Source organism: Amycolatopsis sp. CA-126428 (assembly GCF_002904335.1).
Lineage (GTDB): Bacteria > Actinomycetota > Actinomycetes > Mycobacteriales > Pseudonocardiaceae > Amycolatopsis.
This window is the reverse complement of record NZ_PPHF01000019.1, coordinates 83,498-108,386: the sequence shown is the minus strand read 5'-3', so window position 1 is coordinate 108,386 and position 24,889 is coordinate 83,498. Positions and strand designations below refer to the sequence as shown.

Below are 24,889 nucleotides of genomic sequence, written 5' to 3'. Positions count from 1 at the left end.
CAGCAAGTGGCACGGCTCGAAGCCGGGAGTGCCCACCCGGTGACGCTCTCCCCGGTCCGCCCCCGGGAACCGCTCCCCCTGGAGGCCGGTGAGCAGCGCGGGCTGAACGTCGTCCGCCGCTTCGGCACGGTCGGGTCGCTCTTCCTCGCGCTGGGGTCCCTCGGCGCCGGCGCCGCCCCGGTGATCAACCCGGTGCAGGAGATCCCGGTGCTGCGGCTGTTCACCCGGATCCCGACGGTGTCGCTGGCCATCGCCATCTCCGGGATGGGCATCCTGGTGCTGAGCTGGCTGATGCTCGGCCGGTTCGCCCAGCCCAGCCGCACGCGCCTGGCGTCGCAGGGCCAGCTGGCGCGCACCATCGCGCTGTGGGTGCTGCCGCTGCTGGTCATCCCGCCGCTGTTCTCCCGGGACGTCTACAGCTACCTGGCGCAGAGCGAGATCGTGCACCGCGGGATGGACCCCTACACCCTCGGCCCGGCGCAGGCCCTCGGCGTCGCGGACAAGTTCACCGCGGGCGTGTCGAACATGTGGCGGGAGACGCCGGCGCCGTACGGGCCGGTCGTGCTGCGCCTCGGCGGCTGGCTCGCCCCGCTGGCCGGCAACAGCATCGCGGTCGGCGTGCTGCTGCAGCGCGTGCTCGCGCTGGCCGGCGTGGTCCTCATCGTCTGGGCGCTGCCGCGGCTGGCGCGGCGGTTCGGCGTCCAGCCCGCGACCGCGTTGTGGCTCGGTGCCCTGAACCCGCTGCTGATCTTCCACTTCGTGGCCGGCGCCCACAACGACGCGCTCGCCGTCGGCCTGATGCTCGCCGGGCTGGAGGTGGGCATCCGGCGGCTGCCGATCCGGGTGAAGGGCGACACCCCGCCCCCGCTCGCGCGCGGGGAGCTGCTGTACATCGGGCTCGGCGTCGCGATCATCACCCTCGGCGTCGCGGTGAAGCTGCCCGCGGTGTTCGCGCTGCCGTTCTTCGCGGTGATGGTGGCCCGGCGCCGGCACGGCCGGCTCAAGGACCTGTTCGTGGCCGGCGTGCCGATGGCGCTGTGGTTCGGCGTGGTCCTGGTGGCCGTCTGCTTCGGCACCGGGCTCGGCTTCGGCTGGTTCGGGGCGACGTTCAACACCCCCGGCCTGGTCCGCTCCTGGATCTCCCCCACCGCCGAGCTGGCCAACCTCTCCGGTGTCCTCGGCATCGCGCTCGGGCTCGGCAACCACACGAACGCGCTGGTACCGATCCTCGGCGCGCTCGGCTACCTCGTCGCCGTCGGGATCACCTTCAAGTTCCTGTGGGACAGCTTCAAGTGGCGCTACCGGCCGATCATCGGGCTCGGCGTCTCGATGGGCGCGGTGATGATCCTGCAGATCAACCTCCAGCCCTGGTACGTGCTCTGGGCGGTGATCCCGCTCGCCGCCGCGGCCGGGACGTCGCGGTTCCGGGTGGCGGCGGCGGTGCTCTCGGCCGCCCTGCCGTTCCTCCTCCCGCCCACCGGCAGCACCTTCGACGGCCGCCCGTACGTGCTGCCGTTCGCCTACGTCGCGGCGATCGTCGTCTGCGGTGGCGGGATGCTGATCGTGCGGCGGCTCGCTCCCGCGTTGCTCGCCAAGCCGTCCCCGCGGGTGCCCGAGCCGGTCGACGCCGTATCGTGACCCGATGTGAGTGTCCCCGCCGTCGAGATCACCGGGCTGGTCAAAAGCTACGGCTCCACCCGCGCGGTCGACGGCCTCGACCTGCGGATGGAGCGCGGCAGCCTGCTCGCCCTGCTCGGCCCGAACGGGGCCGGCAAGACCACCACCGTCGAGATCTGCGAGGGCTTCCTCAAGCCTGACGCGGGCACGGTGCGCGTGCTCGGCCTCGACCCGGTCCGCGAGTCTTCGGCGCTGCGTCCCCGCGTCGGCATCATGCCCCAGGGCGGCGGCGCGTACCCCGGCGTCCGCGCCGACGAGATGCTGCGCCTGGTGGCGTCCTGCGCCGCCACCCCGCTGGACCCGGCGTGGCTGCTGGACGTCCTCGGGCTGGCCGCGGTGCGGCGGACGCCGTTCAAGCGCCTCTCCGGCGGCCAGCAGCAGCGGCTTTCGCTGGCGTGCGCCCTGGTCGGGCGCCCGGAGCTGGTGTTCCTCGACGAGCCGACGGCGGGCATGGACCCGCAGGCCCGGCACCTGGTGTGGGACCTGCTGGGCGCGCTGCGCGCCGACGGCGTCTCGGTGCTGCTGACCACGCACCTGATGGAGGAGGCCGAGGCGCTGGCCGACACGGTGGTGATCGTGGACCACGGCAAGGTCGTCGTGTCCGGCGCACCGCAGTCGCTGACGACGGACGAGACGGGCAACGCGGGGCTGCGCTTCAAGGCCCGCACGCGGCTCGACACGGCCCTGCTGGCCGCGGCGCTGCCGGAGGGCTACGCGGTGCGCGAGTCGACCCCGGGGACGTACACGGTGGTGGGCTCGGTCGACCCGCAGGTGGTGTCGACGGTGACGGCGTGGTGCGCCCAGCAGGGCGTGCTGCCGGAAGAACTGCAGGTCGGCAAGCGGACCCTGGAAGAGGTCTTCCTGGAGCTGACCGGACGGGAGCTGCGGGCATGAGCGTCTTCGAGCCCGGCGTCTTCACACCGGCACCCGGCCGGGGATCCCTGGGCCGGATGCTGCGCACGCACGCACGCGTCGAGGTGAGCCTGACGTTGCGCCACGGCGAGCAGGTGCTGCTGACGCTGCTGATCCCGCTGGCGCTGCTGATCGGGCTGTCCCTGCTGGACATCCTGCCGGCGTCCTCGCTCGGCTCGACGTCCAAAGTGGACTGGATCACCCCCCGGGTCCTGGCGCTGGCGGTGATGTCGTCGGCGTTCACCGGCCAGGCGATCGCCCTCGGCTTCGACCGGCGCTACGGCGTGTTGAAGCGCCTCTCGGCCACGGCGTTGCCGCGCTGGCTGCTGGTGGCGGGCCGGCTGGCGGCGGCGCTGGTGGTCGTGGCCCTGCAGTCGGTGATCATCGGCGTGGTGGCGGCGTTCCTGGGCTGGTCGCCGTCGCTGTCCGGGCTGCTGTCGGCGGTGCTGCTGCTGGTGCTCGGGACGTTGGCGTTCGGGGCGCTCGGCGTGCTCTTGGGTGGCGCGTTGCGCGCGGAAGCCGTACTGGCGCTGGCGAACATCGTGTGGTTCGCGCTCCTGCTCGCGGGCGGGATCCTGCTGGCGCCGGCTTCCCTGCCTTCGGGGCTGGCCCAAGTGGTGGAGTTGCTGCCGTCGGGCGCGCTGGCGGAGGGGATGCGCGCAGCGCTGGTGGACGGGTCGTTCGCGCCCGGACCGATGGCGGTGCTGGCGGTGTGGGCGGTGCTCGCGGGGGCGCTGGCTTCGCGGACGACGAAACTCACCTGAGTCCCGGTCCTCGCGTGACCTAGGTCCCTTGTGGCGGCTGCGCCGTTCTGGGCGCCCGGACCTGCCGAAAGCGCGTTTTCCGCGCGCTCTACCATCGATGCCGTGCCGTTCACCAGCCTCGTCGCCCGCCTGCCGTACCCCTCCGCCGCCGTGCAGCGGGCCGTCGGGATCGCCGCGGTCCTCGCGCAGGCGCTGATCGGCGTCACCGGGTCCATCGTGCGCGTCACCGGGTCCGGGCTCGGCTGCCCGACCTGGCCCGAGTGCGTCGCCGGCAGCCTCGTGCCGAAGCACGACTCCGGGATCGACGCGCTCAACCAGTGGATCGAGTTCGGCAACCGGCTGCTCACCGGCGTCGTCATCCTGGTCGCCGCCGTCGCGGTCGTCACGGCGTGGCGCGTGCAGATCGACCACCCGGGCCGCAAGCGCCTGGTCAAGCTGGCCTGGACGATGCCCGGCGGCGTCGTGCTGCAGGCCGTCGTCGGCGGGCTCACCGTGCTCGCGAAGCTGGAGTGGTGGACCGTCGCGATCCACTTCCTCGCGACGACCCCGCTCGTCTGGCTGGCCGTCCTGCTGCTGCGCGCGTTCCGCGAAGGCGACGAACCCGCCCGCCCGCTGGTCCCGGCGGCCGGCCGCACGATCCTGGTCCTGCTGGCCGCCGTGATGTGGCTCGTGCTGGCGGCGGGCACCACGGTGACCGGCGCCGGCCCGCACAGCGGTGACATCAACACCCACCGCCTCGACGCCCCGGTGGAGGCGCTCGCCCAGGTCCACGGCGGACTGCTGGTGCTCTACCTGCTGCTGCTCGCCGTGTTCGGCCTCCAGCTGCTGCGTGTCGGCGCCCCGAAGAGCCTCTGGCGGCGCTACACGGTGGTGTGGGTGGTCGCCGTCGCGCAGGGGGGTCTCGGCTCGCTGCAGTACGCGCTGGGCGTGCCGGAGGCGATGGTGTCGTTCCACGTCCTGGGCGCGATGGCGGTCATCATCGCGACGGCGTCCCTGTGGACCGGCAGCCGCGATCGCGGCCCGGTGACCTCGCTGACAGCGGCGCCCCGGGAGCTCACAGCCGCCTGACGTCAACGCGGCCTTCATTCCGCGTCAGCGTGCGCGTCCCCGGCCGTGTATTAATGTTCGCGCCATGACGTCGCGCACCGCGCCCAAGCCGCTGATCTCCCACCGCCGCGGCACCGGCGAGATGATCGTGCTCAAGACCTTCCTCCTGGTGCCGTTCGCGGCACTGCTCATCGCGGTCCCGCTGGTGTGGGGCTGGGGCATGAGCTGGATCGACCTCATCCTCGCGGCCGCGTTCTACACGTTCGCGACGCTCGGCGTGACGGTCGGCTTCCACCGGTACTTCACCCACGGCGCGTTCAAGGCATCGCGGCCCCTGCGGGTGCTCCTGGCCATCGCGGGCAGCATGGCGGTGCAGGGCTCGGTGATCTTCTGGGTGTCCAGTCACCGCCGCCACCACGCGTTCGCCGACCGCGAGGGCGACCCCCATTCGCCGTGGCTGTTCGGCACCTCCCCGTCGGCCCTGCTGCGCGGCTTCTGGCACGCGCACATGGGCTGGATGTTCGGCCGCGAGGTGACCAACGCCGACCGCTTCGCCCCGGACCTGGTGGCGGACTCGGACCTGCGCTGGGTGAACCGCTACTTCTGGCTGTGGATCACGTTGAGCCTGGCCCTCCCGGCCATCCTCGGCGGCCTGATCTCCTGGTCCTGGTGGGGCGTCGTGACGGCGTTCTTCTGGGCCGGCCTGGTCCGGATCGCGTTCCTGCACCACGTGACGTGGTCGGTGAACTCGGTCTGCCACCTGATCGGCGAGAGGCCCTTCGCCAGCCGCGACAAGGCGGCGAACTTCTGGCCGCTGGCGTTGCTGTCGATGGGCGAGTCCTGGCACAACTCCCACCACGCGGACCCGACTTGTGCCCGGCACGGGGTGCTGCGAGGGCAGGTGGATGTTTCGGCGCGGGTGATCTGGGCGTTCGAGAAGTTCGGGTGGGCGACCGATGTTCGGTGGCCGCGGGCCGATCGGCTGGCCGCGAAGCGAGTGGGGACCACGAACCAGTAACGCGCTGCCCCGCTCCGAGGCGGCAATCGGACGCCGGAGCTGACTCACGGCCAGCGGAACGCGATCCCATAGTTCCCCCGCGGCTGGCATTGTTCGGGGAAAGTGTGCTCCACGAAGCCGTCACCGATCTCGAGGAGGCGGGGATCTCCGGCCGGCGGTCGCCTCAGCCTTTCGATTTCGGTTTGCTCCGCATACCACCAGCAGGCCTCCGGCAGGCAATGCGGATCAAAGGTCACCTGGATGGTCAGCCCGGCGACCGGCCGGCCGGCCTCGTCGCGGATTCCCCGCGCGATGCCGTGGTGGTCGACGTCCACGGCGATCCAGCTGTGCCAGTCTTCGAGGTTGCCGTCCCAAGTTTCGGACACGAAGTAGTACCGCTCGCCTTGACGAAGCACCTTCCGGAACCGCAACCGGGCCACGGTCGGATCGCCGGGCCACGCGGGAGGCCGCGCCACGACACGGCAGGCCCAGACCGCCTTCACCGGCAACTCGGAGGAGTCGCCCGGCCAGCCCGTCCACGCCAGGGTGTCGAACGCGTCGACTCCGTCCTCGCGGGCGACCACGTCGCGCTCCGTCGTTCGGCGCAGCACCATCTGGCGGTGCATGACCACCCTGACGACCATGCGCTCGAGGAACACCGGTTGCGCGCCGGGCGACGGTGCCCGGTATCCCGTGTCACCGCACTGCCCGCCGACGAGGCGACCGCGCGGCGGCTGGCCGGCCTCGCTCCGGCCGATCTCGATGTAGTCCAGCCATTCCCGGCCATCGCGCCGGAGCAGCTCCAGCTTCCGCAGCACGCAGTCCGCCAATTTGGCGACCGCTCGCCGCCATGCTTTGTGCATCGGCGTCGCCGTGATGGGCGGAGGATCGCCGAAGACTCCGGGAAGATCGATCAACTGGAGGAACCGATCATTGAGAGTGGCCTTCCACGCGGTGTGCCCCGCGGGAACCGATGACAGCCGGAAAGCGGCCATCAACGTGTTACGGCGACGCGAAGCGTCGCCCGACCCCAGTTTTCGGATCTCATCGACGATCAATCCCCACACCGCGAAAGCACGCGATTCAGGTGTAGCCACCACCAGAACCCCGGTCGGTTCGACCAGGCAGCCGAGCGCGAGCGCCGACTCGCTGGCCGGTTCTTCGATCGCATAACGGAGGAATCGCAGCGGGGTTCCGTCCTTGCGGATCGCCAGCCAGCGCAAAGCGGCTTCGATCTCCACTTGCGTCACTGTGCCGTCTCCGTATGCCTCGGCCTCCCGGATGATCACGGAGTCTCCCTCCACTTCGTCGTGCCTCCGACGATGATCGACAATCCCCGACAAGGGCAGACGACGACGCGGACAACGAGGTGACGACGAAAGACATCGACCGGACACGAATGACCATCCCCGGCGCCGGTCTTCATCGGCCATCATCTGCTCAAGGAGTACTAGTACACCACAAACGAGGTGACACAGTGACCGAGAAAGGCACGAAAAAGCCCGCCCGCAACCGAGCGGTCTCACGGGACATGCGGGAATTGATCAAAGCAGGCCTGACCGGAATCGGTGCGCTCTATCTCACCACCGGATCGGCGACCGTCACCACGATCGGTGCCATCGTCGCCGTGGCGCTGGCCGCCACGCGGCGGGCCGGCCGCTGACTACGCCAGCTGCTGCCGCACCGCCGAGGCGAACCTCAGCGCCGCCGCCGGGTCCGTCTGGCGGAAGCCCAGCGACGGCTCCGTCAGCTCCAGTTCCAGCAGCAACGGCTTCCCGTCCGCCCCGCGCACCAGATCCACCCGCGCGTACAACAACTCAGCCCGCAGGATCCCCAGCAACGCCGAAGCCGCATCCAAGACGTCCTCCGCCAGCGCCACCGCGTCAACAGGCGGCGTGGCCGGCGCCAGCTTCTCCGACCGGTACAGCCCCGACTCATCCATTGTGGACTCGAGCATCGCGGCCTTCGTGAACGCGTGGGAGTAAATCCCGCCCAGGTACACCAGCGCGAGCTCACCCGAACTATCCACACTGGACTGATACGGCTGGATCAGTGCCCCGTGCCCCTCCGCGTGCAACGCGGCCACGTGCGAAGAAGCATCAGCACCCGCCGCGAACCGGGCCACACCTCGGGAACCCGCGCCCACCGATGGCTTCACCACGAAGTCCGACGACGGGAAGGACGCCGGTGAGCCGGGTGAAACCAGCGAAGTCGGGACCACCGGCACGCCCGCGTCCAGCAGCTCCACCAGGTACGACTTGTCCGTGTTCCACCGCACCACCTCCGCGGCGTTGAACAGCGACGGCACCGACTCGCACCACGCCAGGAACTCCGTCCGCCGGGCCGCGTAGTCCCACGTCGCGCGCAGGACCACCGCGTCCGCCGAGGAGAAGTCGGCCGGCGAGTCCCAGGGCGCCGACGAGACCGAAAAGCCCAGCGCGGTCAACGCGGGCACGACAGCGTCGTCGTCGCCGTCACCCGAAGGGAGTTCCGCGCAGCCGGCCAGGATCGCTGTGGGGCTCACTTGCCCGCCATCTTGCGGCGGTGCTCCGGGCCGATCTTCGCCTGGTTGACCGTCTCCGCGTCCCACGTCGCCGGCGCGAGGTCCTCGACCGCCTCGACCAGGGCCTCGCCGGTCGCCACCGACGGTACGACGACGTCGCCGAGCGCGCCGTCCGCGCCGACCAGGACCACGCGGGCGCCCGCCCGGCCGATGTTCTCCACCACCGCGCGGGACGGCTTGCCGTGCGCCTTCACGAACTTGCGGGCCGCGCCCAGCTGCGCGCTGGTCGGCGAAACGACGGTCTCTTCGGAATCAGCCACGCTCCGAACGATAACCAACAACCCGCCGGAACGCGGAACAGCGTGGCCTCGGCCATAGTTGCACCGGGAGAACCCGATCCGAGGAGGACCCATGCCCACCGCAGTGCAGGTGACGAAGACCGGCGGCCCGGAAGTGCTCGAACCGGCCGAAGTGGACGTCCGCGCCCCGGAGGCCGGCGAGCTCCTGGTCGACGTCGCCGCGGCCGGGGTCAACTACATCGACACCTACCAGCGCCAGGGCATCTACCCGATGGAGCTGCCGGTCGTGCTCGGCCTCGAGGGCGCCGGCACGGTCGTGGAGGCCGGCGCCGACACCGGCTTCGCGCCCGGCGACCGCGTCGCCTGGCAGGGGTCGATCGGCAGCTACGCGGCCCGCAAGCTGGTCCCGGCGTCGGTCGCGGTGCGGGTGCCCGAAGGCGTCTCGCTGGAGACCGCGGCCGCGACCATGCTGCAGGGCATGACCGCGCACTACCTGGTCGCCTCCACCTTCGAGGTCAAGCCGGGCCACGACGTGCTCGTCCACGCGGCCGCCGGCGGTGTCGGCCTGCTCCTGGTGCAGCTGGCGAAGGCGCGCGGCGCCCGCGTCATCGGCACGGTGTCGACCGAGGAGAAGGCGAAGCTCGCCCGCGAAGCCGGCGCCGACGAGGTCATCCGCTACGACCGCGACGACTTCGCGAAGCTCACCCGGGAGCTGACCGGCGGCGAGGGCGCCGACGTCGTCTACGACGGCGTCGGCAAGGACACCGTCGACGGCAGCCTGGCCAGCCTGAAGGTCCGCGGCCTGCTCGCGCTGTTCGGCGCCTCCAGCGGCCCGGTGCCGCCCCTGGACCCGCAACGCCTCAACTCGGGCGGCTCGCTGTACCTGACCCGCCCGACGTCCGTGCACTACACGCGCACGCGCGAGGAGATCGACTGGCGGTCGAAGGAGCTGTTCGACGCCATCCTCGCGGGCCAGCTGAACGTCCGCATCGGCGGCAAGTACGCCCTCGCCGACGCCCGCCAGGCCCACGAGGACCTGCAGGCCCGCCGCACCACCGGCAAGCTCCTGCTCATCCCCTAACGCGCCGAAGGCCGCCACGGGGAACCCCCGCGGCGGCCTTCACGCACGTCAGGCGGCGGCGACCGAGACGGCGTCGGTGACGAACACCAGCGTCTCGTTCGGCTTCATGCCGTTGCCGCCTTCGCCGTAGGCCAGGTCCGGCGGGATGATCAGCAGCCGGCGGCCGCCCTGCTTGATGCCCACCAGGCCCTGGTCCCAGCCCGGGATGACCTTGCCGGCGCCGAGGACGAGGTCGAACGGCTTCTGGCCGAACGAGCTGTCGAGCACCTGCTTGTCCGACCAGGTCACCAGGTGGTAGTTCATCTGCAGCTGCTGCCCGGCCTTCGCGCCGTCACCGGTGCCCTCGGACAGGTCCTTGGTGATCAGCTTCTTCGGCGGGTCGCAGTCGTCCGGGATGGTGATTTCGGGCTTCTCGCCGAACTTCCCCGTCGTCTTGATGTCGTCCGCGGTGCACTCGCGGCCCTTGCTCTGGGTGGCCGGCGCGGCGCTCGGCGACGGCGCGGCCGACGAGGGCGGCGCCGCCGTCTGGGTCTGTTGGGCCTGGCCGCACGCGGCCAGCGACAGCGCCGCCACGGCGACGACCACGATCTTCCCGATGTTCTGCATGCCGGGCACCCTAGCCAAGCACGGAGAGTGCCGGGACGTCGTCACCGGTGGCGACCACGCCGAGCCGCCGGGTCGCGCGCGTCAAGGCCACGTACAGGTCGTTGAGGCCCCTCGGCGAGCCCGCGACGACCTCGTCCGGCGCGACCAGCACCACGGAGTCGAACTCCAGGCCCTTCGACCGCTCGACCGTCAGGACGCTCAGCCGCTCGTCGTGGTCGGCGAGCAGCGCCGACACCGCGTCGAAGCGGGCCGCGGGCACCAGGACCGCCACCGTACCCACGTCCACTTCGGACAGTTCGCGGGCGGCCAGCCCGGGCAGCTCCGCGGCCAGGTCCCCGGTCCGCACCGACCACGGCGGGAGCCCGGTCTCCCGCACCGAAGACGGCGCCGAGAGGGAAGGATCCACTTCGGCGAGGACCCGCGCGGCGACGGCCATGATCTCGGCGGGCGTGCGGTAGTTCACCGTCAGCTGCTCCAGCCGCCAGCGGTCCTCGACGTACGGCGAGAGCACCTCGCCCCACGACCGCGCCCCGCCCGCCGCGCCGGTCTGGGCCACGTCCCCGACCAGGGTCATCGACCGGTTCGGCGTGCGCCGCATCAGCAGCCGCCAGTCCATCGCCGACAGCTCCTGGGCCTCGTCGACGATCACGTGCCCGAACGTCCAGGTCCGGTCCTGCGAGGCCCGCTGGGCGGCGGTCAGCTCGCTGCGCTCCTGCTGGCGTTCGGCGAACAGCTCGGCGTCGAGGACGTCGGAGACGCGCAGCAGCTCCTCGTCGATGATCTCTTCGTCCTGCTCCAGGATGTCGAGCACGCCCTCGGCGTACGCGCGATCCTCGCGCTCACGGCGCTTGCGCTCGACGCGGGCCTCGGTGTCGTCGACGCCGATCAGCTCGGCGAGCTCGTCGAGCAGCGGCACGTCGGCCGGCGTCCAGCGGGCGTCGCGGCCGCTCTCCAGGAGCGCGAGATCCGCTTCCGGCAGCAGCTTGCGGGCGGCGCTGCCGAGCCGTTCGCGGTCGGCGAACAGGTCGTCGAGCACCCCTTCCGGGCTCAGCACCGGCCACAGCGAGTCGATGGCGGCGGCGACCCGCTCGTCCGCGGCCAGCTCGGCGCGGATGTCGGCCAGGTCCTGCCCGTCGAGGAGGTCCTCCCCCAGCTTGCGGGCGGCCTGGCGGGTCAGCGCGTCGAGGACGTCGGAGACGAACAGGCGCCGCGCCGGGTTGTGCGGGCGCCGCGAGCGGCGGGCCCGGGTGCGGGCGTCGGTGCACGTCTTGCGATCCAGCCTGAGGACGTCGTGCTCGTACTCGATCTCCAGGACCGGCTCGGGCACGCGCTGGCGGTCGCGGACGGCGTTGGCCAGCACGTCGGCCATCACCAGCCGGCCCTTGACCTCGGTCGCTTCGCGCGGCTCGACGCCGTCGGCGGTCAGGCCGGGGTAGAGCTGGCCGACGGTGGCGAGCAGCACGCCGGTCTCGCCGAGCGAGGGCAGCACCTGGCCGATGTAGCGCAGGAACGTGCTGTTCGGGCCGACGACGAGCACGCCGCGGGTGGTGAGCTGCTGGCGGTGCGTGTAGAGCAGGTAGGCCGCGCGGTGCAGCGCGACGGCGGTCTTGCCGGTGCCCGGGCCGCCCTGCACGACCATGACGCCGCCGAGCGGGGCGCGGATGATGCGGTCCTGCTCGGCCTGGATGGTCGCGACGATGTCGCTCATCTCGCCGGTGCGCCGCTGCTCCAGCGCGGCCAGCAGCGCGGCTTCGCCGGCCAGCCCGAGGTCCTGGCCCTGGTCGGCGGCGGTGAGGTCGAGGATCTCGTCGTCGAAGCCGGTGACCTTGCGGCTCAGCGACCGCAGGTGCCGCCGCCGCCGCACCCCTTCGGGTGACGCGGCGGTGGCGAGGTAGAACGGCCGCGCGACCGGAGCACGCCAGTCGACCAGCAGCGGCTGGTAGTCGTCGTCTTCGTCGAACAGCCCGAGCCGGCCGATGTAGGTGGTCTCCTCGGCGCTCCCGGGGACGAAGTCGAGCCGGCCGAAGGCGAGGCCCTGCTCGACGGAGCCGAGCTGGGCGAGCCGGTCGGTGTAGAGGGTGGTGGCGACGTCGCGCTCGGTGCGTGCCTGCGGGGTGCCGCCGGTCTGCCGCAGCGTCTGGTCGAGGCGGCGCTGGGCTTCGAGGCGCTCGGCGTCGAGCTTCGAGTAGAGGGTGGTGACGTACGCCTGCTCGCGGGCGAGCTCGGCGGAGAAGTCGTCCGAGGAGACGGACAAGAGCATCCTGCTTTCGCCTCAAGGGAAAAAGAGCCAACGAAGTGTAACGGCGGCCGCCGCGCGATCATTCCGCGCCGAGGGCGCAGTACGGGTAGACCTCGCTGCCGGGAGCGACGCCGGCCGGCAGCTCCTTCTCCCCCACCGCGCACGACACGCTCGCCGGGGGCAGCTGTTCGCCGCCGGTGATGCGCCCGGCGGCGTCGCGGTGGAGCACGGCGGCACCCCGGCTGGTCAGTGCGCGGCAGTTCCCGGAGCGGTAGCGGACCCCGCCCGGCACGACGGTGGCGGTGACCGGGGTGAAGCCGCCCAGCGCCTCGGCGGGGAGCCAGCCGGCCGCGCCGGCCACGGGCCGGTCGAGGACGACGCCGATCCGCTGCCCCGGCGTGAGCACCGGCACTTCGACGGTCCGGGAACCGGCCGTCACGGCGATCCGGTAGGCGGCGAGGGTGCCGGTGTTCTCGAGCACAGCGGCGCCCGGTCCCGCTTCGGAGACGCGGACGGTGCCGCCGTCGGGGGCCGGGCCCGGGACCGCGGTCACCCGGGACGGGATCGCGCAGGCGCCGGTGAGCAGGGATTCGTCCAGGGCGGGCAGCTTGCCCCGGCCGAGGAGGACGAGCAGGCCCAGGACCACGACCGCGGCTACCGCGGTCCCGATCCGTCTCAGAACGGGAGGCCGAGGGTCGGCAGGCCGATCGCCGAGTCGACGGCCAGGGCCACGAACACGATCATCAGGTACGTGTTCGACCGGTGGAACAGCGCCATCGGCTTCGTCTCCTCGCCCCGCCGCACCGCCGCCTGCAGGCTGTGCGCGTAGAAGAGGAACCAGCCGCCCGCCAGGATCGCGAACGTGCCGTACAGCCAGGACGTCACCGGGAGCAGCAGCAGCGTCCACGCCACCATCACCCACGAGTAGATGACGATCTGGCGGGCGACGTGCTGGGCGGTGGCGACCACCGGCAGCATCGGGACGCCCGCGCGCTCGTAGTCGTCGCGGTACTTCATGCCCAGCGCCCACGTGTGCGGCGGGGTCCAGAAGAAGATCACGCCGAACATGACGAACGCCGGCCACTGGACCGTGCCGGTGACGGCGGCCCAGCCGATCACCACCGGCATGCAGCCCGCCGCGCCGCCCCAGACCACGTTCTGTGACGTGCGCCGCTTGAGGCCGAGCGTGTAGACGAAGATGTAGAAGAGGATCGTCGCGATCGCCAGGATCGCCGAGAGCAGGTTCACCGTGAGGTAGAGCACGACCGCCGAGGCGACGCCCATGACCAAGCCGAAGATCAGCGCGCCGCGGCGGGGCACCGAGTCCTTGACCAGCGGACGGCGTTTCGTGCGGTTCATCACCTTGTCGATGTCCGCGTCGATCACGCAGTTGAGCGCGTTCGCGCTGCCCGCGGCCATCGTCCCGCCGACCAGCGTGGCCAGGACCAGCCACGGCGAGGGGATCTGACGGCCGGCGAGGAACATCGCCGGGATGGTGGTCACCAGCAGGAGCTCGATCACCCGCGGCTTCGCCAGCGCGGCGTAGGCACCGACGACCCGGCGGAGGCTTCGCCGGTCACCGTGCGGTCGTTCACCGGTCGGGTGCACGGCGCTGGTGTCTTCACTGCGGCCGTGCGCAGCGTTCACCGGCGACATTTCACTCCCTGCGTCAGGTTCGGGCGGGTCCGTCCGGAAGGCCGTGGTGGAACGCCGGTCTGAACCCTCGAACGATGTTAGACGTGGTGAATCCCGTGGGTGATCGCGGGTCCTCGACCGGCCCAAGCACTAGGCTGGCCGCGACGGGCCGCGATTGCCCCTGCGCATGGCCGCGAGCAGGAATATCGTCCCTTCGGGATCGATTGAGATAAGCAGCCGCGTGTACGGGTAACCGGAACGAGGAAGACCAGCCGCAACCATCATGACCGGGAGTTGGAGTTCAGTGTCCGAAACCGCCACTACCAGCGAGAACAACCCACTCCTCCGGCGCAACACGCCCGCCGACTGGACCGACACCGACACCCGCGCCGTGGACACCGTCCGGGTGCTCGCCGCGGACGCGGTCGAGAACTGTGGCAGCGGCCACCCCGGCACCGCGATGAGCCTGGCGCCGCTGGCCTACACGCTGTTCCAGCGGGTCATGCGCCACGACCCGAACGACCAGCACTGGCCGGGCCGCGACCGGTTCATCCTCTCGGCCGGCCACTCGAGCCTCACCCTCTACATCCAGCTGTTCCTCGCCGGCTACGGCCTCGAGCTCGAGGACCTCAAGCAGCTGCGCAAGTGGGGTTCCAAGACCCCGGGTCACCCGGAGTACCGCCACACCGACGGCGTCGAGACCACCACCGGCCCGCTCGGCCAGGGCCTGGCCAACGGGGTGGGCATGGCGATGGCCGCCCGCCGCGAACGCGGCCTGCTGGACCCGGACGCGGCGCCCGGTGAGAGCATCTTCGACCACCACATCTTCGTGATCGCCTCCGACGGCGACATCGAAGAGGGCGTCACCTCCGAGGCCTCGTCCATCGCGGGCCGCCAGGAGCTGGGCAACCTGATCGTCTTCTACGACGACAACAAGATCTCGATCGAGGACGACACCAACATCGCGCTGTCCGAGGACACCGTGAAGCGCTACGACGCCTACGGGTGGCACACCCAGGTCGTCGAGGGCGGCGAGGACGTCGTCGCGATCGAGGAGGCCATCAAGGCCGCGAAGGCCGAGACGCAGCGGCCGTCGTTCATCGCGGTGCGCACGGTGATCGGCTACCCGGCCCCCAAGAAGATGGGCACCGGCAAGGCGCACGGCGCCGCGCTGGGCGCCGAAGAGGTCGCCGCGGTCAAGAAGATCCTCGGCTTCGACCCGGAGCAGTCCTTCCAGGTCGACGACGACGTGCTCAAGCACACCCGCCAGGCGCTCGAGCGCGGCAAGGCCGCCCACGCCGAGTGGCAGGAGAAGTTCGAGGCCTGGGCCGCCGCCAACCCGGAGCGCAAGAAGCTCGCGGACCGGCTGGCCACCCGCACGCTGCCGGAAGGCTTCGCCGACCACCTCCCGCACTGGGAGCCGGACGCCAAGGGCATCGCCACCCGCAAGGCCTCCGGCGAGGTCCTCAGCGCGCTGGCCGACCCGCTGCCGGAGCTGTGGGGCGGCTCGGCCGACCTGGCCGAGAGCAACAACACGACGATGAAGGGCGCCGACTCGTTCGGTCCCGAGAAGGCCGCCACCGAAATGTGGCAGGCCAACCCGTACGGCCGGACGCTGCACTTCGGCGTCCGCGAGCACGCCATGGGCTCGATCCTCAACGGGATCGCGCTGCACGGCGGCACCCGCCCGTACGGCGCGACGTTCCTCATCTTCTCCGACTACATGCGCCCGCCGGTCCGGCTGGCCGCGCTGATGAAGGCGCCGGTCACCTACGTGTGGACGCACGACTCGATCGGCCTCGGCGAGGACGGCCCGACGCACCAGCCGATCGAGCAGCTCTCCGCGCTGCGCGCGATCCCGGGCCTCAACGTCGTCCGCCCGGCGGACGCCAACGAGACCGCGTACGCGTGGAAGGCCGTGCTGGAGGACATCCACCACCCGTCCGGCCTGGCGCTGACCCGCCAGAACGTGCCGGTGCTCGAGGGCACCAGCGCCGAGGGCGTCGCCAAGGGCGGGTACGTCCTGGCCGACTTCGGCAAGGCGGACGACGAGCACGTGGTGCTCATCGCCACCGGCTCCGAGGTCCAGCTGGCCGTCGAGGCCGGCAAGAAGCTGGCCGAGGAGGGCATCGCCGCCCGCGTGGTCTCGATGCCGTGCGTCGAGTGGTTCGACGCGCAGGACCAGGAGTACCGCAACTCGGTCATCCCGCCGTCGGTGAAGGCCCGCGTGTCCGTCGAGGCGGGCATCGCCCAGTCGTGGCACCGCTTCACCGGTGACGCCGGGGTGAACGTTTCGATCGAGCACTTCGGCGCCTCCGCCGATGCCGCCACACTGTTCCGTGAGTTCGGGTTCACCGCGGAAGCAGTCGTCGAGGCCGCCCGCCGCTCGATCCAGAACACCAAGAATTCCTGAAGGGGATGACAGTAATGAGCAACGACAAGCTCGCGGCACTGTCCGAGGCCGGTGTGTCCATCTGGCTCGACGACCTTTCGCGTGAACGCCTGAACACCGGCAACCTGGCCGCCCTGATCCGCGACAAGCACGTCGTGGGCGTGACGACCAACCCGACGATCTTCGCCAACGCGATGTCCAAGGGTGACGCCTACGACGAGCGGACGCGGGAGCTCGCCGCCCAGGGCGCCGACGTCGAGGCCACGATCCGCGACCTGACGACGACCGACGTGCGCAACGCCGCCGACCTGTTCCGCGACGTCTACACCGCCACCAACGGCGTCGACGGCCGCGTCTCCATCGAGGTCGACCCGCGCCTGGCCAAGGACTCCGACCGGACGGTGGCCGAGGCGCAGGACCTGTGGAAGACCGTCGACCGGCCGAACGTGCTGATCAAGATCCCGGCCACCGAAGAGGGCCTGCCGGCCATCACCAAGACCCTGGCTGAGGGCATCAGCGTCAACGTCACGCTGATCTTCTCCGTCGAGCGCTACAAGAAGGTCATCGAGGCCTACTACGCCGGCCTGGAGCAGGCGAAGGCCAACGGCCACGACCTGCGCGGCATCCACTCGGTGGCGTCGTTCTTCGTGTCCCGGGTGGACACCGAGATCGACAAGCGCCTGGAAGCCATCGGCACCGACGAGGCCCTGGCCCTGCGCGGGAAGGCGGCCATCGCCAACGCGCGGCTCGCCTACGCGGCCTTCGAGGAGCTGTCCGCCACGGACCGCTGGAAGGCACTGGCCGCCGACGGTGCCAACGCGCAGCGTCCGCTGTGGGCGTCGACCGGGGTGAAGAACCCGGACTACTCCCCCACGATGTACGTCGACCAGCTCGTGGTGAAGAACACCGTCAACACGATGCCGGAGAAGACCCTGGACGCGGTCGCCGAGCACGCCGAGATCAAGGGTGACCAGGTGTCCGGCCGGGCCGCCGAGGCGCAGGAGGTCTTCGACAAGCTGGAGGCCGTCGGCATCGACATCACCGACGTGTTCCTGGTGCTGGAGAACGAGGGCGTCGAGAAGTTCGAGAAGTCGTGGACCGAGCTTCTGGAGACCGTGCAAGGGCAGCTCGAAAAGGCGAAGGGCTGACGCACGACATGACGACAGGCGAAAAGACCGGCGTCGAGATCGTGGACGCCGCACTGGCGGAGCGCGCCGCGCCGCTGGCCGGGCAGCTGGTCGCCGACCAGGCCGCCTCGAAGCTGGCGGCGCAGGACCCGACGCTCTGGGGGCCGGACGCCGAAGCCGAGGCGTCGATCCGGCTGTCGTGGACGACGCTGCACAAGTCGTCGCGGCCGCTGATCGGCGAGATCGAGGCGCTGCGCACCGAACTGCGGTCCGAGGGCGTCGACCGCGTCGTGCTGGCCGGCATGGGCGGCTCGTCGCTGGCGCCGGAGGTGATCACCGCGACCGATGGTGTCCCGCTGACCGTCCTCGACACCACCGACCCCGGCCAGGTGGCCGACGCGCTGGCCGGCGATCTCGAGCGGACGGTGATCGTGGTGTCGTCGAAGTCGGGCGGCACCGTCGAGACCGACAGCCACCGGCGGATCTTCGCGAAAGCGTTCGCTGACGCGGGCATCGACGCGGCACGGCGGATCGTGGTCGTCACCGACCCCGGCTCGCCGTTCCAGGAACTGTCCGAAAAGGAGGGATACCGCAAGGTGTTCCTCGCCGACCCGCACGTCGGCGGCCGCTACTCGGCGCTGACCGCGTTCGGGCTCGTCCCGTCCGGGCTCGCCGGCGCGGACGTCGCCCGGCTGCTCGACCAGGCCGCTTCGGTGGCCGACGAGCTGGCCGCGGACTCGGCGGACAACCCAGCGGTCAAGCTGGCCGCCGCGTGGGCCGCCGCGCACGAAGCGGGCGCCGAGAAGGTCGTCCTGGCCGACAGCGGTTCCGGCATCAAGGGTTTCCCGGACTGGGCGGAGCAGCTGATCGCCGAGTCCACCGGCAAGCAGGGCACCGGCCTGCTGCCGGTCGCGGTCGAGGGCCCGGAGGCGCCCGGCTTCGCCGACGCCAAGTCCGACGCCACGCCCACCGCGATCGGCAGCCCGCAGGGTGCGGCGAAGCTCGCCGTCACCGGCTCGCTGGGCGCGCAGTTCCTGCTCTGGGAGTTCGCCACGGCGCTGGCCGGCCGGCTGCTCGGGATCAACCCGTTCGACCAGCCCGACGTGGAAGCGGCGAAGAAGGCGGCCCGCGCGCTGCTGGACGACCCGGAGAAGCTGAAGGGCGGCGAGGAGCCGTCCAATGTGGACGGATCGGTCGAGATCTTCGGCAGCGACGGGGTTTCGACCGAGGGCAGCCTCACCGACGTGCTGCGCGCGTTCTTCGCTTCGGCGCCGGACAAGGGCTACATCGCGGTGCAGGCCTACCTCGACCGGCTCGAGGACGCCTCGACGGCGGTGCTGCGCGGCGAGATCGCCAAGCGCACCGGGCTGCAGACGACGTTCGGCTGGGGCCCGCGGTTCCTGCACTCCACCGGCCAGTACCACAAGGGCGGCCACCAGAACGGCGTCTTCCTGCAGCTGACCGGCGCGGTCGAGCACGACCTCGACGTGCCGGACCGGCCGTACACGCTGGGGCAGCTGCAGCACGCCCAGGCCCTGGGCGACGGGCAGGTGCTCGCCGAGCACGGCCGCCCGGTGCTGCGCCTGCACCTGACCGACCGGGCCGCGGGCCTCGCGGCGGTCGCCCGCGCGGTACAGGAGGTCGGCGCATGACGTGGACCAACCCGCTGCGCGATCCGCGGGACAAGCGGCTCCCGCGGATCGCCGGGCCGTCCAGCCTGGTGATCTTCGGGGTCACCGGCGACCTGGCCCGCAAGAAGCTGATGCCCGCCATCTACGACCTGGCCAACCGCGGGTTGCTGCCCGCCGGCTTCTCCCTCGTCGGGTTCGCCCGGCGGGACTGGGAGCACCAGGACTTCGGCGAGCTCGTGCACGACTCGGTCAAGGAGCACGCGCGGACGCCGTTCAAGGAGTCGGTGTGGAACCGGCTCGCCGAAGGCATCCGGTTCGTCCAGGGCACCTTCGACGACGACGACGCCTTCGACCGGCTCGCCGACACCCTCCGCGAGCTGGACAAGGAACGCGGCACCGGCGGCAACACGGCGTTCTACCTGTCGATCCCGCCAGGCGCGTTCCCGGTGGTGACCAAGCAACTGGCCCGCTCGGGCCTGGCCCACGCCGACGAGAACAGCTGGCGGCGCGTCGTCATCGAGAAGCCCTTCGGGCACGACCTGAAGAGCGCCGAAGAGCTGAACGCGATCGTCAACGACGTCTTCCCCGAGGAGTCGGTGTTCCGCATCGACCACTACCTCGGCAAGGAGACGGTGCAGAACATCCTGGCGCTGCGCTTCGCGAACCAGCTGTTCGAGCCGATCTGGAACGCCAACTTCGTCGACCACGTGCAGATCACCATGGCCGAGGACATCGGCCTCGGCGGCCGCGCGGGGTACTACGACGGCATCGGCGCGGCCCGCGACGTCATCCAGAACCACCTGCTGCAGCTGCTCGCCTTCACCGCCATGGAGGAGCCGCTGTCGTTCGAACCGCGGGCCCTGCGCGCGGAGAAGATCAAGGTGCTCTCGGGCACCAAACCGGTCGAGCCGCTGAGCAAGACCACCGCGCGCGGCCAGTACACGGGCGGCTGGCAGGGCGGCATGAAGGTGCCGGGCCTGCTGGAGGAAGAGGGCTTCGCGAAGGACTCGAAGACCGAAACCTACGCGGCGGTGACCCTCGAGGTGCAGAGCCGCCGCTGGGCCGGGGTGCCGTTCTTCCTGCGCACCGGCAAGCGGCTCGGCCGCCGGGTCACCGAGATCGCCGTCGTGTTCAAGCGGGCGCCGCACCTGCCGTTCGATTCGACGTCCACCGAGGAGCTGGGGCAGAACGCCCTGGTCATCCGGGTCCAGCCGGACGAGGGCATCACGCTGCGGTTCGGATCGAAGGTGCCGGGGACCACGATGGAGGTCCGCGACGTCACGATGGACTTCGGCTACGGGCACGCGTTCACCGAGTCCTCCCCCGAGGCCTACGAGCGGCTGATCCTGGACGTCCTGCTGGGCGAGCCGTCGCTGTTCCCGGTGAACGAAGAGGTCGAGCTCTCCTGGAAGATCCTCGACCCGATCCTCGAGAACTGGGCGAAGGAAGGCGCGCCCGAGCAGTACCCGCCGGGCACGTGGGGTCCGCAGTCCGCCGACGAAATGCTGGCGCGCACCGGCCGGAAATGGAGGCGCCCGTGATCATCGACCTGCCGTCCACCACGACTTCGGCACTCAACAAGAAGCTGGTGGAGATCCGCGAACAGGGCGGGCAAGTCGCGCTCGGGCGGGTGCTGACGCTGGTGATCGTGACCGACGACGACGCCAAGCTCGAAGAGGCGATCGAAGCGGCCAACGGCGCGAGCCGCGAGCACCCGTCGCGGGTGATCGTGGTGGCCAAGGGCGCCCGCACCGCGGCGCCGCGCATCGACGGCCAGATCCGGGTCGGCGGCGACGCCGGCGCGAGCGAGGTCATCGTGCTGCGCCTGTACGGCCAGCTGGTCGGACAGGGCCAGAGCGCGGTGGTGCCGCTGCTGCTGCCGGACGCCCCGATCGTCTGCTGGTGGCCCGGGGCCGGGCCGAAGGACCCGGACAAGGACCCGCTCGGCGAGCTGGCCCAGCGCCGGATCACCGACTCGGCCGCGGAGAAGAACCCGGTCAAGGCGCTGACCACGCGGGCGAAGGCGTACACCGAGGGCGACACCGATCTGGCCTGGACGCGCCTGACGCACTGGCGCGCCCAGCTCGTTTCGGCGCTCGACCTGCCGCCGTACGAGAAGATCACCGCCGCGACGGTGACGGGCGAGGCCGACTCGCCGTCGACCGAGCTGCTGGCCGCCTGGCTGGCCGAGTACCTGAAGGTGCCGGTCAAGCGGGTCAAGAGCTCGGGCGCGGCCGGGATCATCTCGGTGCGGCTCGACCGCAAGTCGGGCCCGGTGGAGCTGCACCGCCCGGACGGCCGCGTGGGCACGCTGACCCAGCCGGGCCAGCCGACCCGCCGGATCGCGCTGCAGCGGCGCAGCACGCAGGACTGCCTGGTCGAGGAGCTCCGCCGGCTCGACCCCGACGAGGTCTACGAAGCGGCCCTGCAGGGCCTGGGCAAGATCACGTCGGGCACGAACGGCAAGACGGGCGCGCCGGCCAAGGCGGACGTGACGTCCCCGGCCGCGGCCGCCGGTTCGGCTGCGGCTTCGGGCGCGGCTTCGGGCGCCAAGAAATGAGCAAGACGGAAGTCGTCGTCTACGCGAACCAGGACATCCTGGCGGCCGCCGCGGCGGCTCGCCTGGTCACCCGGCTGGTGGACGTCCAGGCGGCCAAGGGGTCGGCGTCGCTGGTGCTGACGGGCGGCGGCACGGGCATCGCGGTGCTGTCGGAGCTGCGGGCCTCGTCGGCCCGTGACGCGATCGACTGGTCCCGCCTGGACATCTACTGGGGTGACGAGCGGTTCGTCCCGGCGGATTCGGACGAGCGGAACGAAAAGCAGGCCCGCCAGGCGCTGCTGGACCACGTTCCGCTGGATCCGAAGCGGGTCCACCCCATCGCGGCCTCGGACGGCGAGTTCGGGGACGACGTGGACGCGGCGGCCGCGGCGTACGCGGAGGTCCTGGCGTCCCAGGCGGGCCCGGAGGACCACGGCGACGTGCCGTCGTTCGACATCATGCTGCTCGGCCTCGGCGAGGAGGGGCACACCGCCTCGGTGTTCCCGGAGTCCCCGGCGGTGTACGAGACCGAACGTTCGGTGGTGGCGGTGCGCAACTGCCCCAAGCCGCCGCCGACCCGGGTGTCGCTGACGCTGCCGGCCATCCGGCGGGCGCAGGACGTGTGGCTGCTGACGGCCGGCGAGGCGAAGGCGGACGCGGTGGCGCTGGCGCTGGCGGGAGCCGGCGAAGTCCAGCTGCCGGTGGCCGGGGCGCGCGGGCACCGGCGGACGTTGTGGCTGCTGGACCGGGCCGCGGCGGGCAAGCTGACGAAGGTGTACCAGCCGCCCACGGCTTGAGTGTGCCGGTGTCGGTTTGAGCCTGTCGGCTCGAGTGTTCCGGTGAAGGCCCTCTGCTTCGGCAGGGGGCCTTCGCTCGTTGGCAGGTCGCCGGAGGTTTCCGGCCGCGGGCCGGCGAACTTCCGCCGGGCGACCACACGTGGGTAACATGATTCCCACGATGTGGTCGTCTTGGCGCACGGTGGGAAACAGAACTTCCACCCTGGGTAGCACCCGTCGCCGGTTCTCCCCCGGACGGCCCAGCCGATTACGGAATCCGGACGCCGGAGCATCGACCGCGGGTGAAACTAACCGTCTCCGTACGTGACCTCGTTAGCATCCGCACATTTGTCTGCCCCGGCGCGTCCCGATCGGGCCCTGAGCGCCTCTCACCATCAAGTCCACAAGACGAATGGGGTCGCCAGCGATGAGTACAGAGGGACTCTCGATTCCAGGCATCTCGATCGCCGGCTCGGGGCCATCGGCCGCCGAGCGGGTGCGCAAACGCGGACTGAGCCTGTTCGGCTCGGTGCCCCGCCCCGCTGTGGTCACGTTCGCCATCGAGGCGGCCGCGGTCATCCTGGCCGTGCTCGACGTCTGGCTGGTCATTCCGGAGAAGGCCCAGCCGTACTCGATCTACCTGTCCGGCGCCGCCTGCCTCGCGGTGGTGTTCCGGCGGAAGTTCCCGTTCCTCGCCGTGCTCGTCGCGGTCCCCGGCTTCCTGGCCGGCTGGGCGCAGCTCGCGTCGATGATCACCCTCGGCATGCTCGCCACCCGCCGTCAGCTGCACTGGCAGACCTGGGTCGGCGCCGCGCTGGTGTGGATGTGCCGGTTCGTGCAGTGGCCGTTGGAGGACTTCGCCGAGCTCAGCTGGCGCGAGCACATCCTCGACGGCATCTACGGCGTCCTCGTCGCCGGCATGCCGATCGCGATCGGCCTGCTCATCGGCGCCCGCACCGAGATTTCGAACAAGCTCGCCGAGCTGGCCACGAGCCGCGACCGCGAGCGCCGCTTCCACGCCGACGCCGTCCGCGCCGAGGAACGCGCCCGGCTGGCCCGCGAGATGCACGACGTCGTCTCCCACCAGATCACCCTGATCGCCATGCAGGCCGGCGCGCTGCAGGCCCAGACCACCGACGACCGCGCGCTGGAGACGGCGCAGGTCATCCGCACGTTGTCCAAGCGGACGCTGGAGGAGCTGCGGTCACTGGTCAGCGTCCTGCGAGCCGGCTCGGACGACGACGGCCCGCGGGCGGGCATCAACGAGCTCGACCGGCTGATCCGCACGTCCGACGTCCCGGTGCACCTGACGGTGGAGCACCTCCCGGAGGCCCTGCCCAACCAGGTGTCGGCGGCGGCCTACCGGACGGTGCAGGAGTGCTTGACCAACGTCCACAAGCACGCCCCGGGCGCGACGGCGACCATCCGCATCCAGGGTGAGCACGGCGCGCTCAAGATCGAGGTCCGCAACGAGCGGGCCAGCCGCCCCACGGAGGGCTTGCCCTCGGGCGGCCACGGCCTGACGGGCCTGGCCGAGCGAGCCCGCCTGCTGGGCGGAAGCTTCGAGACATCGGGAACGGAGGACGGCGGCTTCCGCGTCCGGGCCCGGTATCCGCTGGACCGCTGACCTGCGGCCCCCGGAAAAGTCCGGTTCTCGACATCGCCGGTGCGCGCCTGCGGGCGGGTGGGGCGTGATCGGCGGGGCATCTCACGTGTTCCGAGGGGCATCTCGCGTGATCGGGCGGGCATCTCGCGTGATCAGCGGGGCATCACGATGCCGCCCCGCCAGATACAGGCGATGCCCCGCTAGACACGGGCGATGCCCCGCCAGACACACGTGATGCCCTGCTGATCACGAGTGATGCCTCGGGAGCCGGGGCGGATGGGTGGTTGGGCGCGCGAAAAGCCACCTCGAGGGGTCCGCTTTCCCTCGGGGTGGCTATCGGCTGCAGACGCTAGATGATTTCCCGGCGCTTGCGCAGGCGGTCGAGCGCCTCCGCCAGGATGGCCTCGCCGTCGGCGTCGCTGCGCCGCTCCTTCACGTAGGCCAGGTGCGTCTTGTACGGCTCGGTCCGCGGCGCGGCCGGTGGGTTCTTTTCGTCCTGCCCGCCCGGGAGCCCGCAGCGGGGGCAGTCCCACTCGTCGGGGATTTCCGCGTCGAGCGCGAACGATGGTCGGGCCTCGTGCCCGTTGGCACACCAGTAGGAAATACGGCGTCGCGGCGCCGACTCACCCCGTTCCGATTCGCCCGTAGGACCGGCACCCACCCGGGTGCCTCGAATCGCGTTACCGCCAACCATGAATCCTCACACCTAGGAATCGGCGGCGCGCCCCCCAATAGGCACGCCGAATCGCTGCGCACCGCCATCCGGACCCGGTCGCGGCCGACGACGGAACGCCGGACGCCTCACACCTTGAGCAGCAGACCCAGGCCCACGATGCTGATCAGCCAAACCGCGCCCAGCCCCAGGGTGATCCGGTCGAGGTTCTTCTCGGCCACGCTCGACCCGGCCAGGCTCGACTGCATCCCACCGCCGAACAGCGACGACAGGCCACCGCCCCGGCCCCGGTGCAGCAGCACCGCGACCACCAGGAAGACGCTGGTGACGATCAACAGGATTTGCAGGAACAGCTTCATGTCATCCTCTGGGCTCTAGGAGAATG

At 71.2% G+C, this 24,889-nt stretch carries 23 protein-coding genes; 14 read left to right on the top strand and 9 right to left on the bottom strand.

What is annotated here, in order from left to right:
- The first annotated feature begins 6 nt into the window (after positions 1–6).
- From mptB to C2L58_RS04715, 5 genes are all read left to right on the top strand, one after another.
- A complete protein-coding gene (gene mptB / locus C2L58_RS04735; protein ID WP_103336126.1) occupies positions 7–1,638 on the top strand; it encodes a polyprenol phosphomannose-dependent alpha 1,6 mannosyltransferase MptB in 1,632 nt (543 codons plus the stop codon).
- 6 nt (positions 1,639–1,644) lie between these two features.
- Entirely contained in the window at positions 1,645–2,571 is a 927-nt protein-coding gene (locus tag C2L58_RS04730; RefSeq protein ID WP_103336125.1) for an ABC transporter ATP-binding protein, read from the top strand.
- A complete protein-coding gene (locus C2L58_RS04725) occupies positions 2,568–3,353 on the top strand; it encodes an ABC transporter permease (RefSeq protein WP_103336123.1) in 786 nt (261 codons plus the stop codon). Before C2L58_RS04730 ends, C2L58_RS04725 begins: the two co-directional genes overlap by 4 nt.
- A gap of 102 nt (positions 3,354–3,455) precedes the next feature.
- Positions 3,456–4,421 (top strand): COX15/CtaA family protein, encoded by a 966-nt coding sequence (locus tag C2L58_RS04720; RefSeq protein ID WP_103336122.1) that lies wholly within the window; start codon positions 3,456–3,458, stop codon positions 4,419–4,421.
- A 64-nt stretch (positions 4,422–4,485) separates the two neighbouring features.
- Positions 4,486–5,418 carry an acyl-CoA desaturase gene (locus C2L58_RS04715; RefSeq protein WP_103336120.1) on the top strand — a complete coding sequence of 311 codons (933 nt, stop codon included), beginning with the start codon at positions 4,486–4,488 and terminating at the stop codon, positions 5,416–5,418.
- Positions 5,419–5,462: 44 nt separating this feature from the next.
- On the opposite strand, the gene C2L58_RS04710 is transcribed toward C2L58_RS04715, so the two are convergent.
- The gene (locus C2L58_RS04710) at positions 5,463–6,638 is read right to left on the bottom strand and encodes a hypothetical protein (RefSeq protein ID WP_233225549.1); all 1,176 of its coding nucleotides are present in this window, start codon (positions 6,636–6,638) and stop codon (positions 5,463–5,465) included.
- Positions 6,639–6,874: 236 nt separating this feature from the next.
- Here C2L58_RS04710 and C2L58_RS04705 point away from each other — a divergent pair, with 236 nt between their 5' ends.
- The gene (locus C2L58_RS04705) at positions 6,875–7,060 is read left to right on the top strand and encodes a hypothetical protein (RefSeq protein WP_103336119.1); all 186 of its coding nucleotides are present in this window, start codon (positions 6,875–6,877) and stop codon (positions 7,058–7,060) included.
- Here C2L58_RS04705 and C2L58_RS04700 read toward each other — a convergent pair whose 3' ends face one another.
- Both C2L58_RS04700 and C2L58_RS04695 read right to left on the bottom strand, forming a co-directional pair.
- On the bottom strand, positions 7,061–7,921 hold the full coding sequence (locus C2L58_RS04700) for an ATP-grasp domain-containing protein (protein ID WP_103336117.1): 861 nt from the start codon (positions 7,919–7,921) through the stop codon (positions 7,061–7,063). It abuts the gene before it with no gap.
- Entirely contained in the window at positions 7,918–8,220 is a 303-nt protein-coding gene (locus C2L58_RS04695; RefSeq protein WP_103336116.1) for a hypothetical protein, read from the bottom strand. Before C2L58_RS04695 ends, C2L58_RS04700 begins: the two co-directional genes overlap by 4 nt.
- A 91-nt stretch (positions 8,221–8,311) precedes the next feature.
- On the opposite strand from C2L58_RS04695, the gene C2L58_RS04690 reads away from it, so the two are divergent.
- Positions 8,312–9,280: a quinone oxidoreductase family protein gene (locus C2L58_RS04690; protein WP_103336114.1), complete on the top strand. Its 969-nt coding sequence runs from the start codon at positions 8,312–8,314 to the stop codon at positions 9,278–9,280.
- Positions 9,281–9,328: 48 nt separating this feature from the next.
- On the opposite strand, the gene C2L58_RS04685 is transcribed toward C2L58_RS04690, so the two are convergent.
- Genes C2L58_RS04685 through C2L58_RS04670 form a run of 4 tightly spaced genes read right to left on the bottom strand, consistent with a single transcriptional unit; the run spans position 9,329 to position 13,781 of the window.
- The gene (locus C2L58_RS04685; RefSeq protein ID WP_103336284.1) at positions 9,329–9,886 is read right to left on the bottom strand and encodes an FKBP-type peptidyl-prolyl cis-trans isomerase; all 558 of its coding nucleotides are present in this window, start codon (positions 9,884–9,886) and stop codon (positions 9,329–9,331) included.
- Positions 9,887–9,896: 10 nt separating this feature from the next.
- Positions 9,897–12,146: a HelD family protein gene (locus tag C2L58_RS04680; protein WP_199191098.1), complete on the bottom strand. Its 2,250-nt coding sequence runs from the start codon at positions 12,144–12,146 to the stop codon at positions 9,897–9,899.
- Positions 12,147–12,204: 58 nt separating this feature from the next.
- Positions 12,205–12,771, bottom strand: coding sequence for a hypothetical protein (locus tag C2L58_RS04675; protein ID WP_233225548.1), 567 nt, complete (start codon positions 12,769–12,771; stop codon positions 12,205–12,207).
- 29 nt (positions 12,772–12,800) lie between these two features.
- Entirely contained in the window at positions 12,801–13,781 is a 981-nt protein-coding gene (locus tag C2L58_RS04670; protein ID WP_103336113.1) for a heme o synthase, read from the bottom strand.
- A gap of 283 nt (positions 13,782–14,064) precedes the next feature.
- Between C2L58_RS04670 and tkt the strand changes: the two genes are divergently transcribed.
- The 7 genes from tkt (at position 14,065) to C2L58_RS04635 (ending at position 23,852) form a co-directional block, all read left to right on the top strand.
- Positions 14,065–16,173 (top strand): transketolase, encoded by a 2,109-nt coding sequence (tkt, locus tag C2L58_RS04665; protein WP_103336111.1) that lies wholly within the window; start codon positions 14,065–14,067, stop codon positions 16,171–16,173.
- 14 nt (positions 16,174–16,187) lie between these two features.
- Positions 16,188–17,300 (top strand): transaldolase, encoded by a 1,113-nt coding sequence (gene tal / locus C2L58_RS04660; RefSeq protein ID WP_103336110.1) that lies wholly within the window; start codon positions 16,188–16,190, stop codon positions 17,298–17,300.
- Positions 17,301–17,308: 8 nt separating this feature from the next.
- A complete protein-coding gene (locus tag C2L58_RS04655; protein WP_103336108.1) occupies positions 17,309–18,931 on the top strand; it encodes a glucose-6-phosphate isomerase in 1,623 nt (540 codons plus the stop codon).
- Positions 18,928–20,451, top strand: a complete 1,524-nt coding sequence (gene zwf, locus C2L58_RS04650; protein WP_103336107.1) for a glucose-6-phosphate dehydrogenase — start codon at positions 18,928–18,930, stop codon at positions 20,449–20,451. Before C2L58_RS04655 ends, zwf begins: the two co-directional genes overlap by 4 nt.
- Entirely contained in the window at positions 20,448–21,470 is a 1,023-nt protein-coding gene (opcA, locus tag C2L58_RS04645; protein WP_103336279.1) for a glucose-6-phosphate dehydrogenase assembly protein OpcA, read from the top strand. The genes zwf and opcA overlap by 4 nt, the downstream gene beginning before the upstream one ends.
- Positions 21,467–22,246: a 6-phosphogluconolactonase gene (gene pgl, locus C2L58_RS04640; protein ID WP_103336105.1), complete on the top strand. Its 780-nt coding sequence runs from the start codon at positions 21,467–21,469 to the stop codon at positions 22,244–22,246. The genes opcA and pgl overlap by 4 nt, the downstream gene beginning before the upstream one ends.
- Positions 22,247–22,652: 406 nt before the next feature.
- Positions 22,653–23,852, top strand: coding sequence for a sensor histidine kinase (locus C2L58_RS04635; RefSeq protein ID WP_233225547.1), 1,200 nt, complete (start codon positions 22,653–22,655; stop codon positions 23,850–23,852).
- Positions 23,853–24,180: 328 nt separating this feature from the next.
- Here C2L58_RS04635 and C2L58_RS04630 read toward each other — a convergent pair whose 3' ends face one another.
- Together C2L58_RS04630 and secG are read right to left on the bottom strand one after the other, a co-directional pair.
- Positions 24,181–24,525, bottom strand: a complete 345-nt coding sequence (locus C2L58_RS04630) for an RNA polymerase-binding protein RbpA (protein ID WP_033262808.1) — start codon at positions 24,523–24,525, stop codon at positions 24,181–24,183.
- Positions 24,526–24,632: 107 nt separating this feature from the next.
- Positions 24,633–24,863 carry a preprotein translocase subunit SecG gene (secG, locus tag C2L58_RS04625; protein ID WP_013224669.1) on the bottom strand — a complete coding sequence of 77 codons (231 nt, stop codon included), beginning with the start codon at positions 24,861–24,863 and terminating at the stop codon, positions 24,633–24,635.
- Positions 24,864–24,889: the final 26 nt, after the last annotated feature.

Excerpts from the sequence above, each read along its gene's own strand:
- C2L58_RS04685 (WP_103336284.1), bottom strand. The coding sequence starts at position 9,886 with ATGCAGAACATCGGGAAGATCGTGGTCGTCGCCGTGGCGGCGCTGTCG.
- C2L58_RS04655 (WP_103336108.1), top strand. The coding sequence starts at position 17,309 with ATGACGACAGGCGAAAAGACCGGCGTCGAGATCGTGGACGCCGCACTG.
- pgl (WP_103336105.1), top strand. The coding sequence starts at position 21,467 with ATGAGCAAGACGGAAGTCGTCGTCTACGCGAACCAGGACATCCTGGCG.
- tal (WP_103336110.1), top strand. The coding sequence starts at position 16,188 with ATGAGCAACGACAAGCTCGCGGCACTGTCCGAGGCCGGTGTGTCCATC.
- C2L58_RS04690 (WP_103336114.1), top strand. The coding sequence starts at position 8,312 with ATGCCCACCGCAGTGCAGGTGACGAAGACCGGCGGCCCGGAAGTGCTC.
- C2L58_RS04680 (WP_199191098.1), bottom strand. The coding sequence starts at position 12,146 with ATGCTCTTGTCCGTCTCCTCGGACGACTTCTCCGCCGAGCTCGCCCGC.
- C2L58_RS04715 (WP_103336120.1), top strand. The coding sequence starts at position 4,486 with ATGACGTCGCGCACCGCGCCCAAGCCGCTGATCTCCCACCGCCGCGGC.
- secG (WP_013224669.1), bottom strand. The coding sequence starts at position 24,863 with ATGAAGCTGTTCCTGCAAATCCTGTTGATCGTCACCAGCGTCTTCCTG.
- C2L58_RS04635 (WP_233225547.1), top strand. The coding sequence starts at position 22,653 with ATGAGTACAGAGGGACTCTCGATTCCAGGCATCTCGATCGCCGGCTCG.
- C2L58_RS04630 (WP_033262808.1), bottom strand. The coding sequence starts at position 24,525 with ATGGTTGGCGGTAACGCGATTCGAGGCACCCGGGTGGGTGCCGGTCCT.
- C2L58_RS04725 (WP_103336123.1), top strand. The coding sequence starts at position 2,568 with ATGAGCGTCTTCGAGCCCGGCGTCTTCACACCGGCACCCGGCCGGGGA.
- C2L58_RS04670 (WP_103336113.1), bottom strand. The coding sequence starts at position 13,781 with ATGTCGCCGGTGAACGCTGCGCACGGCCGCAGTGAAGACACCAGCGCC.
- zwf (WP_103336107.1), top strand. The coding sequence starts at position 18,928 with ATGACGTGGACCAACCCGCTGCGCGATCCGCGGGACAAGCGGCTCCCG.